Origin of the sequence: Actinoplanes xinjiangensis (assembly GCF_003148685.1) — a bacterium.
Lineage (GTDB): Bacteria > Actinomycetota > Actinomycetes > Mycobacteriales > Micromonosporaceae > Actinoplanes > Actinoplanes xinjiangensis.
On the sequence record NZ_QGGR01000014.1, the window covers coordinates 169,167 to 183,600 of the forward strand.

The 14,434-nt window shown below is 72.0% G+C and carries 9 protein-coding genes; 4 read left to right on the forward strand and 5 right to left on the reverse strand.

Features of this window, described 5'->3' with window-relative positions; translation table 11 throughout:
- Positions 1-125: 125 nt before the first annotated feature.
- From BC793_RS28860 to BC793_RS28875, 4 genes are all read left to right on the forward strand, one after another.
- Entirely contained in the window at positions 126-5,027 is a 4,902-nt protein-coding gene (locus BC793_RS28860; protein WP_109598184.1) for a diguanylate cyclase domain-containing protein, read from the forward strand.
- Complete coding sequence (locus BC793_RS52410; RefSeq protein ID WP_109598186.1) at positions 5,024-6,958, forward strand: putative bifunctional diguanylate cyclase/phosphodiesterase; 1,935 nt, start codon at positions 5,024-5,026, stop codon at positions 6,956-6,958. The genes BC793_RS28860 and BC793_RS52410 overlap by 4 nt, the downstream gene beginning before the upstream one ends.
- 426 nt (positions 6,959-7,384) lie before the next feature.
- Positions 7,385-8,197, forward strand: a complete 813-nt coding sequence (locus tag BC793_RS28870; protein WP_109598188.1) for an SAM-dependent methyltransferase — start codon at positions 7,385-7,387, stop codon at positions 8,195-8,197.
- 228 nt (positions 8,198-8,425) lie between these two features.
- Complete coding sequence (locus tag BC793_RS28875; RefSeq protein ID WP_109598190.1) at positions 8,426-9,430, forward strand: hypothetical protein; 1,005 nt, start codon at positions 8,426-8,428, stop codon at positions 9,428-9,430.
- Positions 9,431-9,597: 167 nt separating this feature from the next.
- On the opposite strand, the gene BC793_RS28880 is transcribed toward BC793_RS28875, so the two are convergent.
- The 5 genes from BC793_RS28880 to BC793_RS28900 all read right to left on the reverse strand — a co-directional run bounded on the left by BC793_RS28880 (position 9,598) and on the right by BC793_RS28900 (position 14,432).
- Positions 9,598-10,356, reverse strand: a complete 759-nt coding sequence (locus tag BC793_RS28880; RefSeq protein WP_109598192.1) for an ABC transporter ATP-binding protein — start codon at positions 10,354-10,356, stop codon at positions 9,598-9,600.
- Complete coding sequence (locus BC793_RS28885; protein ID WP_109598194.1) at positions 10,343-11,362, reverse strand: taurine ABC transporter substrate-binding protein; 1,020 nt, start codon at positions 11,360-11,362, stop codon at positions 10,343-10,345. The genes BC793_RS28880 and BC793_RS28885 overlap by 14 nt, the downstream gene beginning before the upstream one ends.
- A gap of 27 nt (positions 11,363-11,389) precedes the next feature.
- A complete protein-coding gene (locus tag BC793_RS28890; protein ID WP_109598196.1) occupies positions 11,390-12,238 on the reverse strand; it encodes an ABC transporter permease in 849 nt (282 codons plus the stop codon).
- Positions 12,239-12,355: 117 nt separating this feature from the next.
- The gene (locus BC793_RS28895; RefSeq protein ID WP_109598198.1) at positions 12,356-13,288 is read right to left on the reverse strand and encodes a LysR family transcriptional regulator; all 933 of its coding nucleotides are present in this window, start codon (positions 13,286-13,288) and stop codon (positions 12,356-12,358) included.
- 163 nt (positions 13,289-13,451) lie between these two features.
- Entirely contained in the window at positions 13,452-14,432 is a 981-nt protein-coding gene (locus BC793_RS28900) for an SMP-30/gluconolactonase/LRE family protein (RefSeq protein WP_109598200.1), read from the reverse strand.
- Positions 14,433-14,434 lie beyond the last annotated feature (2 nt).

Consider the following 14,434-nt stretch of genomic DNA (forward strand, 5'->3'; position numbering starts at 1 on the left):
CGCACCGGGGGGGGCGCGTCACGCCCTTTCTGTCTCTCCGCCTTTCGCGCCTGCCGCTCGGCTCTCATCGGTGGCAGGGGGGTTGCAAGGCTCATGGTGGGCACCGGTGGGCCGAAAGGCAGCGCGTGACTTCTGAGCGTGTCGACGAGCTGCTGTACGACAGTGACCGGACCCGCGTCAGCCGTGTTCGGCTGGCGGACGGGACGTCGGTCGTCCGCAAGCAGCCGCTCGGGGCGGGAGCGGCCGACCGGCTGCGCAACGAAGTCGCGGTGCTACGCCGCCTGGCGGCCGTCGACGGTGTGCCCACCCTGACCCGGGCCGAGGCGAGCGGAACGCGCACCTCGCTCGACGGCGCGGCCCACCACTCCGGGGACCAGCGGCACGGAGCACCGGCCCTGGGCGAGAGCGGTGTTCTCGAGCTTGTCGACACGGGGAGCCGTACCCTCGCTGATCTTGAAATGCCGTGGGCGACCGGCGTATTGCTGGACCTCAGCCTGGCTCTTGCCGAGGTGCTCGCGGCAATCCACCGGTGCGGTGTGGTGCACCGGGACGTGAGTCCGGCGAACGTGCTGGTCGACACGGTGACGAACCGGCCCACGATGATCGACTTCGAGCTGGCGACGCTGCCGGGCGCGAGCGGCGGCGAAGGGCTCGTCGGCACGCTGCCCTATCTGGCGCCGGAGCAGACCGGTCGCACCGGGCGCCCGGTCGATCACCGCAGTGACCTCTACTCGCTGGGCGCCACCCTGTACGAGCTGGCCACCGGACAGCCGCCGTTCGGGCGGGACCGGGATCCGCTGGGCCTGATCCACGACCATCTGGCGAAGGAGCCGACGCCGGCGGCCGAGGTGAACCCGCTGGTTCCGGCGCTGCTCTCGGAGATCATCCGGCGTCTGTTGAACAAGGATCCGGAGCAGCGCTATCAGAGTGGTGAGGGGCTCGCCCACGACCTGGCGCAGCTGCGTGCCGGGCGTCTGACCGTGCTCGGCGAGCGGGACTTCCCGATCCGCCTGGCACCGCCGGCCCGTCTGGTCGGCCGGGAGGCGCCGCTCGCCGCGCTGCGGGCACTGCTCGCGGAGGTGCACACCGGTAGCGTCCTGGCCCTGATCACCGGACCGCCCGGTGTCGGCAAGACCGCGCTGGTGGACCGGTTGCGCCCGGCCGTCGCGGCGGCCGGTGGACGGTTCGTGACCGGCAAGTTCGACCAGTTCCACCACGACGCCGGCGGCGGCGCGGTCCGGGAGGCGTTCGACCGGCTCGGTGACCAGCTGCTCGCCGAGCCCGAGGACGTGGTCGCCGACCTGCGGTCACGGCTGCGGGAGGCACTCGGCGCGGACGCCGGGGTGATCGCCGCGCTGATGCCGTCGTTCCGGGCGCTGCTGGAGGTGGCGCCGGAACCCGCCGACGACCCGCGCGCCTTCCTCGCGCGGCTGCGCCAGGCCGGCATGACCCTGCTGCGCACCGTGGCGAACGGTGCTCCGCTGGTGTTCTTCCTCGACGACCTTCAGTGGGCGACCGGGGCCGCGTTCAGCTATCTCGACGACGTGCTGGACGACGCGGACGTGCCGGGCCTGCTGGTGCTGGGCGCCTACCGCGAGGAGGAGGTGGACGAAGCTCACCCGCTGACCGCGGTGCTGGCCCGTCTGCACCGGGAACGCGGCGACGCCGGGGAGGTGCGCCTGGACAATCTGAGCGTCGGCGACATGGGTGTGCTGATCTCCGAGATGCTGCGGCTGCCGGAGGCCGGGCAGCTGGCGGAGGCGCTCGCCGGGCGTACCCGTGGCAATCCGTTCGACACCGTCGAACTGCTGAACGCCCTGCGCCGCGAGGGTGTGCTGGTACCGGACGGCGGCGGCTGGCGCTGGGACGCGGACGCGGTCCGCGACTTCGTCGGTCACGGTGATGTGGTGGCACTGCTCACCCACCGGATCACCGCTCTGCCCACGGACACCCGTGCGGCCGTCGATCTGATGGCCTGCCACGGCGGTGAGGTTCCGCTCGGCCTGCTGGGCGCCCCGCTGACCGCAGCCGTCGACGACGGGCTGGTCGTGGTCGACGGCTCCTCGGCGCGGTTCCGGCACGACCGGGTGCAGCAGGCCGCGTTCGGCCGGCTGACCGCGGACGAACGCGCCCGGCTGAGCCTGTCGCTGGCCCGGCGGCTGGCACCGGCGCCGGAAGCGGCGCCGCTCTACCTGGCCGCGGCAAACCTGCTCCTGGCAGCGGGCACCGCGACGCCGCCCGCACCTTCGGAAGCCGCGATGTCCGCCTCACCCGCGGACGCCGTGATGCCGGGTGAGCGGCGGACGGCGGCGGCGCTGCTGCGCCGGGCCGCCGCGGCAGCCCGGCTGGTCGCCAACCATGCGTCGGCCGAGGCTCACCTCGGCGTCGCGCTCCGCCTTCTCGACCGCACCGATGCCGAGTACGCCGAAACGCGAGCCGCCTGGCATGCGGCACTCTGCGCGCTGGGCCGTTTCGACGACGCCGACCGGGTCTTCGCCGACCTGGCCGCGACCGTCGGCGACCCGATCCTGCTGGCCGATCCGGTGGCCGAGCAGCTCGGTGCCCTGACCAACCGCCGGATGCTCCCCGAGGCCCTGGAACTGGGTTTGCACACGCTGGCGCGACTCGGCATCGACGTGCCGGCCGGCCCCGCTCAGATGGGTCCGCGGATCGGCGCCGGGATGGCCACCTTCTACGGCTGGCTGGCGACGTCCGGTGACGCCGACCATCCGGAGATCACCGATCCGCGTCTGCTGGCCGCCGCCCACGTCGTCAACCGGCTGTCGCCGGCGGCGTTCTTCGGGGACCGGATGACGATGGCCTGGCTGGTGGCACTGGCCGCCGAGATGTGGGCCGAGCACGGTGTGTGCGCGGCGCTGACCGGCGTGCTCGGCAACATCGGCATCGTCACGATCGCCGGCAGCGGTGATTACGAGGCCGCCTACCGGGCCACGGCGCACGTGCTGGCGACCGGTCTGAAGCACGGCTACGAGCCGGAGACGTCGCAGGTGAAGTTCCTGCACGCGGTGTCGACGGCGCCGTGGTTCGAGCCGTTGGAGAGCAGTGTCCGGACGGCGCACGAGGCCCGTGACGGGCTGCTGCGCGGCGGGGATCTGCGCAACGCGTTCTACACGTACTACGCGTCCGTGCCGCAGATGCTGGACTGTTCGGCCGACATGGAGCCGTACCTGCGGGAGGCGCAGGCGGCCACGGCGTTCGGTGACCGGATCGGGGCCGGCCACGACTCGGCGATGTTCGTGACCGCGGGCATGGTGGTGCGCACGTTGCGGGGCACCGGCGGTTTCGACGACTCCTATCTGGAGTCGCTGGCCGGCAACGACGCGGCGACCTCCTACTTCACCGCCATGCGGGCTCTCGTGGCGGCGATCCTCGGCGACAACGATGCTCTGGTCCGCTACAGCGCGGCCACGATGCCGCCGATCACCGCGGTGCCCGGTGTCTACCTGCACGTCCCCGCGAACGTGGTGGCGGTCCTCGCCGCCGCGGTCACCGCCCGTACCGCGACCGGTGCCGCACGGGACGAGGCCCTCGCGGCGCTCGACCGCGGCCGGGACTTCCTGGCCGCCCGCGCCGCCGGGCAGCCCGGCAACTTCCGGCACCTGCACCGGCTGGCCGAGGCCACCCGGGCGGCCGTGTACGGCGACTTCCCGGCCGCGGCCGCCGCCTACGACGAGGCGATGTCCGACGCGGCGACCGCCGGCCGGTCCTGGCACGCGCCGCTGATCACCGAGCTGGCAGCCCGGTTCTACCTGGACCACGGGCTGGAGCACGTGGGCGACCGGCTGCTCGGCGAGGCCCTTGCCGGGTACGCCCGGTGGGGTGCCGCCGCGAAGGTGCACGCCATGAAACGGGCCTACCCGGCACTCGGGTCCGCACTCGGCTCCCCCGCCCCCGCCCAGCCCGCCACCGTCGGCGGCGCCCACAGCATCAACCTGTCCACCGAGGTCATCGACCTGATGGCCGTCCTCGAAGCGGCCCGGGCGCTCAGCTCGGAGACCAGTGTGGACCGGCTGCGGCTGCGGGTGCAGCAGGTGCTCGGCGCGATGACCGGTGCCACCGCGGTGCACGTGGTGCTGCACGACGACCGGGCGAACCGCTGGGTGCTGCCCGGTGACGGCGACCGGCCGGACCTGGACGCCGAGGAGGCCGCCGCGCAGGGTCTGCTGCCGCTGTCCGCGATCCGGTACGCCGAACGCGCCCGCGAGCCGATGCTCGTCGACGACGTGTCCCTGGACGACCGGGTCGGGCGGGACCCGTACCTGGCCGGATTGGAGCACTGCTCGCTGCTGGTGGTGCCGGTGATCGGGCACGGGCAGCCGCGTGCCGTGCTGGTGCTGGAGAACCGGCTGAGCCGGCGCGCGTTCTCGGCCGGCCGGCTCGACGCGGTCCTGCTCATCGCCGGGCAGCTCACCGTCTCTCTGGAGAATGCGCAGGTGTACGCGTCGCTGGAGCGGGCGGTCGCGGACCGTACCGAGGAACTGGCCGAGGCCAATCAGCGGCTCGAGCTGCTGAGCGTGACCGACCCGCTGACCGGGCTGCCGAACCGGCGCAAGCTGACCACGTTCCTCGAGGACGCCTGGCTGCGCGCGGAACGGTCCCACGAACCGATCGGCGTCGCCATGATCGACATCGACAACTTCAAGAAGTACAACGACCACTACGGGCATCAGGGCGGTGACGAATGCCTGCGCCTGGTCGCCGAGGCACTGCGTACCAGCGTCCGTACCACCGACCTGGTCGCCCGCTACGGCGGTGAGGAGTTCTGCATCGTGATGCCCGGCGCGACCACGGAGAACGCGCGCGTCGTCGCCGACCGTGCCTGCCGTGCCGTCGCCGGGCTGCGGCAGCCGCACGAGCCGGCCGTCGGTGGCATCGTCACCGTCAGCGTCGGCGTCACCGCCGGCACCCCGCTCACCGACGCCGGCCCCGAGCAACTGCAGAAACTCGCCGACGAAGCCCTGTACGAGGCCAAGCGCGGCGGCCGCAACCGGGTGGTCGGCGGATGAACGGCACGGACGGGGGACGGCTGCGGCGGACCCGGCGCTGGGTGATCGGCACGCTCGTCGGGTCGCTGGCGCTGCTGTCCGGTTACTCGCTCGTGGACAGTGGACGGCACTCGGCCATCGTGGAGGACCTTCTCCGCGACAGCGACCGGGTCACCGCCTATCAGGAGGCCGCCTATCTGTCGGCGTACGAGATGTCGCTGATCCGGGCGACCGCCGACGATCCGTCCGGACCGCAGCGGGAGCGGGTGCTCGCCGTCGACGACCAGGCGCACCGGGCCACTCTCGCGATCGCCGTCGCCGCTCCCGGCACCGGCGACGCGGCCGAGGCCGGCACCATCGCGCAGCGGCAGATCAACCTGCGGCAGGACATCATCTGGTACCTGTCGATGCTGGACCGCGGCGAGACCGGCAAGGCGGCCGAGGTCCTGAACACCGTCATCGAACCCAGCTACCAGCGCAACACCGACCGGCTGCTGCAACTGCGCGACCGATACCAGCAACGGTACGAGCACCATCAGGAGACCGCCCGGCACGACTCGCGCCGGCTGCTCTGGGGCAGCATCGTCACGTTCGTGCTCAGCCTGCTCGCGCTCGCCCTGTTCGGCTGGCACACCCGCGCGCACCGGCGCCAGGTCGAGGCGATGGCCGCCACCGATCTGCTCACCGGGCTGCCCAACCGGGCAGCGTTCACCACCCATCTGCACCGTGCACTGACGGCGGTGCGACCGGCCCGTACCCTGCCCGGCATCACCGTTCTCACCGTCAACATCAACGGGTTCCGGCACGTCAACGACCAGTTGGGCCCGCACATCGGTGACCGGCTGCTCGCCGAGGCCGGCTGGCGGCTGTCCGCGGTGGTCCGCGACGGTGACGTGGTCGCCCGTACCGGCGGCGACGAGTTCGCGATCCTGCTGCGTGACCTCGACCCGACCCGGGCCGACTGCGTGGCGGCCCGTCTGCGGGAGACCTTCGACGAGCCGTTCCACCTCGACGACATCACCGTCGACCTGGAGATCAGCATCGGCGCGGCGACCGCCTCGGCCGACGACGACGTCAGCACCCTGCTCGGGCACGCCGACAGTGCCATGCACGACGCGAAACAGCAGCACGACAGCTTCCGCCGGTTCAGCGGCAGCACCGGCCAGGACAGCACCGACCGGCTCACCCTCCTCGGTGACCTGCGGCGCGGTCTCACCGACGCCACCCAGTTCACCCTGCACTACCAGCCGAAGGTGTCGCTGGCCGACGGTTCGCTGGCCGGTGTCGAGGCTCTCGCCCGCTGGAACCACCCGACCCGTGGCCCGGTTCCGCCCGGCCAGTTCGTGCCGGTGCTGGAGACGACGAGCCTCATCCACCCGTTCACCGAACGGGTGCTCACCCTCGCCCTGGAACAGGCCCGCGCCTGGCTCGACGCCGGGCACCGGATCCCGGTGGCCGTCAACGTCTCCACCCGCAGCCTGCTCGACGAGACGTTCCCCGGCCGGCTGGCGGCGCTGCTCGACGCCGCCGGAGTTCCCGGAGCGCTGCTCTGCATCGAGATCACCGAACACACGGTGCTGTCCGATCCGACGACCACGATCGACGCGCTGCGCCGCATCCGCGATCTGGGAGTCAAGACATCCATCGACGACTTCGGTACGGGCTACTCGTCCCTGACCTACCTGAAGATCCTGCCCGTCGATGAACTCAAGATCGACCGCTCGTTCGTCGCCGACATGGTCGCCGACGCGTCCAGCCACGCCCTCGTGGCGTCCGCCGTGGACCTGGCCCACAACCTGAGCCTGACCGTCGTCGCCGAGGGTGTCGAGGACGACCTGACCGCGGCCGCCCTCAGCGATCTCGGCTGCGACACCGCCCAGGGCTACCACTTCGCCCGCCCCGCCCCGGCCGCCGACCTCGACGCCCGCTTCCTCCCCGTGGTGCCCGCCTGACCCCGCCCCACCGCCCAACCCCCCGGCTGGCCCCCACCGCTGCCTCACACCCCTCGAAACAGCGGTGACAACCAGCCACAAAGACCCAGCTGGCTCCCACCGCTGCCTTACACCCCTCGAAACAGCGGTGACAACCAGCCACGGAGGTCCAGCTGGGCTTCGGCGCTGCCTCCGCTGGAGATGTTCGTTTGCTGGCACCGGTCGGCTTGCTCATCGCGTTGCTCCCGCGCCGCATATCGCGGGGCGGGGAGCGGCGTGGCGCGGGCGGGTGGCGGAGGCGCGCGGGGCGGGTGGCGGTGGTGGTGACCGCGCTGATGACTGGTGGTGCCGATGCCGGAGAGTGGCCGTACCGTCCGGTGTGGACCCGTTGAATCGGCGGCGTATGCTCTGCGCCAACCGCGAAGCCCGCCGACGGGAGCCGTAGCCATGACCGACAGTGACAATGCCGCTGCCGCCAAACTGGACACCAGCGTGCCGCACTCGGCGCGTGTGTGGAACTACTGGCTGGGCGGTAAGGACAACTTCCCGGTGGACCGGGCGGTCGGTGACGACTTCGCGAATCTCTACCCGGACATCGCCGTGGTGGCGCGGCATTCCCGGGCGTTCCTCAGGCGCGCTGTCACCTTTCTGGTGAAAGAGGCCGGGATCCGGCAGTTCCTGGACATCGGAACGGGCATGCCGACCGCGGAGAACACGCATCAGGTGGCGCAGGCGGCGGCCGCCGACGCCCGGATCGTGTATGTCGACAACGATCCGCTCGTCCTGGTGCACGCGCGGGCCCTGTTGACCAGCACGCCCGAGGGCCGGACCGACTACGTCGACGCCGACCTGCACGATCCGGTGAAGATTCTCGAGGCGGCGGGCGCGACGCTGGATCTGAGCCGGCCGGTCGGGCTCATTCTGATGAACATCCTCGGTCATGTGCCCGATATCGATCAGGCGATCGCGATCGTGCGCGGACTGCTCGACCGGCTGCCGTCGGGCAGCTACTTCATCACCGCTGACGGCACCAACGTGATCGACGGGCCGGCGTTCGAGGAGGCCATCGCGGTGTGGAACGCGAATGCGCCGCTCGGCTATCACCTGCGCCACCCCGATCAGATCGCCCGGTTCCTCGACGGGCTCGAGGTTCTGGAGCCGGGCCTGGTCGCGTGCTCGAAGTGGCGGCCCGCCCCGGACGCCACGGGCGAGGACCTGCGCGAGGTCGACGAGTTCGGCGCGGTGGCCCGCAAGCCGTAACCCCGGCCGCCCGGCCGTGACCCCGGCCCACAAGCCGTGACCCTGGCCGACAAGTCGTGACGCCGGCCGACGAGTCGTGACCCCGGCGGCCGGCGCGGCGTAAGCGACCACGGGAAGAACAGCACCGGGCACCCGGCCGGTCAGGTGGTTCCCGGAAGATCTCATCCGGCGGGGTGGGCGGCCGATCCTAGCGGCGCCCTTCCCCCGCTACCCCCCGAGGTCATTCGTATGTCCGTGCTGTCTCGTCCCGCGATCCTGCTCGCTTCCGCCTCGGTTGCCGCGAGCCTTCTGGTCGCCCCGGCCGCCGCGTATGCCGCCGACACCACCACCGAACTGTCCGCGACGCAGATGAAGGCGGCGGTCGCCGCGGTCGCCGCGGCCACCGACACCGCCGCGGCGCAGGGCTGGACGTCGAAGATGGACCTCAGCATCGCGATCGGCGGTATGACGGCGACCGGCTGGCAGACGATCACCACCGACCGGGAGCACGGTCTGCTGGCGGCGTCGTTTGCGGTGAACGGGCAGCCGGAGGCCTCGGTCTTCCTGGACGAGGGCAGCGGCGGCTACGAGTCGGCCGGCGACGACAGCCGCACGAAGGCGGCGCTGAAGATGATCGGCCGGCCGTCGGTGAAGTTCGTGTTCACCGCGGACGCGTCGCTCACGTTGGAGGACGACGCCCCGGCCCCGCTGGACCTGGTGTCGCCGTCGGTGGGTGCGGGCACGAAGACGCTGCACGACGACGGTTCGGCCGATTTCACGTTCGCCGACCCGTCGGTGGGTGAGGTGACGTTGCACACTGACGCCTCGTCGGTGCTGACGGCCGCGTCGACCGAGCTGAACGACGATGAGGCGACGCTGTCGACGACGCTGGACTACGCGTACGGGCCGCAGGCGGTGACGCTGCCGTCGGCCGGCGAGACGGTGGATGCGCAGACCCTGGCGAAGGGTGTCGCCTATCTGGACATGGCCGGTCTGGTGCGCAACGCGGCGGTGGGCGGCGCGGCCGATACCCGCAAGGCGGCCAAGGGCGGCAAGGTGAAGGTGGCGACGCTGCGCAAGCTGGTCCGGCGGGAGGCGGCGGAGACCAACGCGTCGACCGGCGGCGTCGCGGTGGTCAAGGTCAAGGACGTCACCGCGGGGGTACGGGTCTCCGCGACGAACCCGTGGACGAAGAAGACGGTCGCGTACACGGTGAAGGCGTCCGGTAAGAAGGTCGTCGTGAAGAAGGTCTGACACGACAGCGTGGCGACCCGCGGTGCAGGCCGCACCGTGGGTCACCACGCCGCCGGAACCGACCCGCGGCCCGGTGACCCACTGGACCGCGGGCCACCGGAGCCGGACGACCGGGTCAGACGGTGACGGGCGACCGGGCCACCAAAAACCGGCGACTGGCGACCGGGTCAGACGGTGACGCGATCGCGGATGGCGTGGCCGACCTCGGCGCGCAGTGCGGCGAATTCGGGCAGCCCCCGGAGTTCGTCGGCGGCGATGCCGGTGCGTGGCAGGTCGATCGTGAGGTCCAGGGCGATCGTGCCGGGCCGGGGCGTGAGGACCACGACGCGGCTGCCGAGGAACACCGCCTCGTCGACGCTGTGCGTGACGAAGACGCTGGTCCGGCCGGTGGAGGCGCTGACCTGCCGTAGGTCGTCCTGGAGTTTCTCGCGGGTGAGCGCGTCCAGTGCGGCGAACGGTTCGTCGAGCAGCAGCAGGGGGTTCTCGACGGCCAGGGCGCGGGCGATGGCGACGCGCTGCTGCTGGCCGCCGGAGATCTGCCAGATGCGGCGTTTCGCGACGTCGTGCAGGCCGACCCGGCGGAGCAGGTCGTCGACCCGTTCGTCGGTGACCGGCCGGCCGGCGTAGCGCAGGGCCAGGGCGATGTTGCCGCCGACGGTCTTCCAGGGGAACAGTCGTGGCTGCTGGAAGACCAGTCCGGCGCCGCGGCCGGGGACCGGGGCCGTCCCGTTGGTCAGCACGGTCCCGGTGGTGGGCTGTTCGAAGCCGGCGATCAACCGCAGCAGGGTGCTCTTGCCGCAGCCGGAGGCGCCGACCAGGACGAGGAACTCGCCCGGTGGGACGGTCAGGTCGATCGGGCCGACGGCGGTCACGTCACCGTAGGAGTGCGTGACCCCGCTGACCGCGATGGCGTCAGCTGAGGACACCGGGCAGCCCCTTGACGTAGAGGGCCTTCTGCACGTCGGCCAGGGACGGCACGGCGTCGATCTTCTGCTGCGACTTGAGGAACTCGGCGGCGCTGACCAGGTTGTCGGCGAGTTTGCCGGGCGCGCTCTCGGTGCCGAGCCACTCGGGTGACGCCAGGTCGGCGGGTTTGAGGAAGACGCCCTGTGACAGCTGGGCCTTGGCGTCGTCGGCGGAGAGGTTGAGTTCGGCACCGACGGCCTTGCCCGCGGCGTCGGGGTCGGTCGCGATGACGTTCAGCGCCTGCGCCTCGACCTTGCGCCACGCGTCGACGGCTTCGGGGTGGGCGGTGGCGAACGCGGTGGAGACGACACCGAGGTCGAGGGTGGGTTTGCCGCCGGCGGCGAGTTCCCGGCTGGTGATCAGGACCTTGCCGGTCTTCTTCAGTTCGTCGAGCGACGGCAGCCAGCTGTACGCGGCGTCGATGTCACCACGGGTCCAGGCGGCGAGGATGTCCTGTGGTTCCAGGTCCACGATGGTCAGGTCGGACTCTTTGAGGCCGGCCTTGTCGAGGGCGGCGAGCAGGCTGTAGTGGGCGGTGGACGCGAACGGGGTGGCGACCTTCTTGCCGCGCAGTGCGGCGACGTCGGTGACGCCGGAGTCGTTGCGGGCGACCAGGGCCTCGTTGTCCCCAGCCACGTCGAGGACGAATGCGACCTGGTAGGGGATGTTGAGCGGGGCGGACAGGCCGCGGGCCACCGGGCTGGAGCCGATCGCGGCGATGTCGAGGCTGCCGGCGACGAACGCGGTGTTGATGCTGGCGCCGGAGTCGAACTTCGTCCAGGTGATCTTGTAGTCGGGCAGCGCCTTCTCGAGCAGGCCCTGGTTCTTGACGATCAGGTCACCGGAGGGGAACGCCTGGTAGGCGATCCGGATGGACTTCTCCGCGGGGTCGGCGCCACCACTGGCGGCGCCGTTGCCGCACGCGGCCAGAAAGAGGACGGAGGCGAGGGCGAGGAGTTTCTTCACAGGTTTTCCTTCAGAGGTGACGAGATGTCAGGCGCGTCCGCGCCAGGGGATCAGCCTGTTCTCGGCGGTGAGCAACAGAGCGTCGATGAGCAGGCCGGAGAGTCCGATGGCGAACAGGCCGAGGACGACCACGTCGGTCTGGGAGTAGCGCTGGGCGTCGCGGATCATGCCGCCGATGCCGGGGACACCGTTGATGGTCTCGGCGGCGACGACCGAGGAGTACGCGACGCCGACGGCGAGCCGGATGCCGGTGAAGATCTCCGGCAGCGCGTGGGGCAGGACCACGTCGCGGATGCTCTGCCAGCGGCCGGCGCCGAGTGCCCGGGCCGCCTCGACCAGGCCGGTCGGGGCGTTGTGGACGGCGGCGGCGGTGGCGACGGCGACCGGGGGCAGCGCGGCGATCGAGAGCAGCCACAGTTTCGGGGTCTCGTCGATGCCGAACCAGATGATGAACAGGCTGAAGTAGGCGAGCGGCGGCAGCGCCCGGACGAAGGTGATGACCGGTTCGGCAACCACGCGCAGCCAGCCGACGGTGCCGAGGAGCACACCGATGAGCAGGCCGCCGGCGATGCCGATGAGCGACCCGATGACGATGCGCCGCAGCGAGACACCGAGGTGCTCGATGAGCAGGTGGCCGCTGTACCCGCGTACCCCGTCGTGGGTGGTCGACGTGGTGATCAGCTGATCCCAGACCGCGCCGGGTGAGGGGATGAAGGTCGGGTTGTGCATGACCCGGGCCGTCACCTCCCACAGCAGGTAGAGCACGGCCAGCGCGAGCAGGCGCAGCGCGAGGCGGCGGCGCAGGCCGCCGCTGGGCGCGAGCGCGGCCTTCTCCGCCGGCGCGGCGGGCGGCGCGGGAGCGAGCGTGGTGGTCAAGGAGGTCTCCAGGCGGGGGTACGTGCCAATACCCGCTATTCCTATCGCATCTATGGGGTTACTGGCAATACCGCCGGCAATACCGCACCGGTGGCGCGCCGATCGGGGGCGGGTGACCTACCGCAGGATGCCGGCCGGTTCCTGATCCCCGGCCGGGGTGATCTCCCGGCCGGCCGATTCCACCAGGTGATGCCGCAACGACTGGGCGGCGGGACTCAACAGCCGGTCGCGCTGCCGCATCACCCCGATCGGCGGGTGCGCCGGCGGCGGATGCAGGTGACGCACGGCGATCGCCGGCCCGGCCGGTGCCTCGGCGGCCGTGCGGGACAGCAGTCCCACCCCGAGACCGGCGGCGATCAGCTCACGGACGGCGTCCAGGCTGTGGGTCTCGAAGTGCACCCGGGGCAGGAAACCCGCCGACCGGGCCGCGTCCTCCAGGATCCAGCGCAGGCCGCTGCCGGGTGGCATGCTCACGAACGGCTCGTCGCGTACCTCACCGAGGGTGAGCCGGCCGCCGGCGGCCATCGTATGCCCGGGCGGCAGCGCCAGCAGCAGCTGCTCGTCGGCGAGCGGCACCGCGTCGAAACGGGGCGGCAGGTCGGCGTGGACCGGGCCGACCACCAGGTCCAGATCGCCGGTGTCGCAGGCGCCGAGCAACCCGGTGATCCGGCCCGAGCGCAGCCGCACCGCGATCCCGGGATGCCGGTCCCGGAACGAGGCGAGCGCCCCGGCCAGGTCGTAGGGGCCCAGGCCGGCGGTCGCGCCGACGGTCACCCGGCCGCTGACGACGGCGGTGATCTCGGCCATCTCGCCGCGGGCGCCGTCCAGTTCGGCCAGGATGCGGCGGGCCCGGGCCACGAACAGCTCCCCCGCCGGCGTCAGCGCCACCTTGCGGGTGGTGCGCGCGAACAGGGTCACCCCGAGTTCGATCTCCAGCGCCCGCACCTGCGCGGACACCGCCGACTGGGCGACGTGCAGCCGACCGGCCGCGCGGGTGAATCCCCCGTAGCGGGCCACCGCCTCGACGTAGCTGAGCTGCCGAATCTCCACCCGACGATGGTGCTCGCTCGCCGTCCGCAAAATTCTTGAAAACCGATAAATCACTCTTTTGTACGAGCCAGCCCGTCACCGACGAAGTGGACCGTCCCGGGCCTACCGCGCCGGGCAGGCAGCCCGTCGCGACCGAAACGCGTCCGCCGGGCGTCTCCCGGCGTCACCGGGCCGGCGGCTCCAGCACGGCGATCTCCGGGCGGGTCAGGCTGCCGGCCACCAGCAGCCCGTCCTGTTCGGCCGCCGACGTGACGAATCCGTACCCGCCGTCGTCGGAACGCAGGTCGTGCACGATCCGGCCGCCGGCGTCGAAGGCCATCACCCAGGCGATCGGCACCGCCTGGGGCCGCAGCGCCTCGGGCAGGTTCCACACCAGCAGCCGCAGGAACCCGGGCAGCGGCAGCAGCCGGTCGAGCAGGGCGTCGCGCGGCGCGGCGATCCCGGCCCAGAGCAGCCCGTCGCTGCCGAGCCACAGGTTGTCGGGGAAGCCGGGCAGGTTCTCCACCAGCATCGTGTCGGTGCCGTCGAGGCCGTACCGGCGGATCCGGTAGCCGGCCGTCTCGGCGACCAGCAGCGCCGTCCCGTCGGCGGTCAGGGCCAGCCCGTTGGCGAATTTCAGCCCGTCCAGCAGCACGGTGACCGTCCCGTCGGGGTCGCGGCGCAGCAGCCGCCCGGTGCCGGAGTGCTCGAACACGTCGCCGAGATGGTCGTCCAGGCTCCACCGGGTGGTCGACGAGGTGAACCAGATCGTCCCGTCCGGGCCCTCGACGACGTTGCTGGCGAACGTGAGCGGCTCGGCGCCCACGGTGTCCACCAGCACCTCGACGGTCCCGTCGGCGCCGACGGCGAGCAGACCGCGGTCGTGGTCGCAGACCAGCACCCCGCCGTCGGCACGCGGGTGCAGCCCGAGGGGCCGTCCGCCGGTGTCGGCGAGCACGGTCCGGTCGCCGGTGGCCGGGTCGATGCGGAGGATGCGCCCGTCGGCGAGCCCGGTGATCACCCGCCCGGCGCTGTCGACGACGACGTCCTCGGGCCCGTGCCCACCGGTCGCGATCAGCTGCCGCACCCGGAGCGGGCCGGTGGCCGCGGACGGGGTGCGGGCGGGCGGCGACCAGCGTCGCGGCCGGATCCAGCGGCGGGCCATGG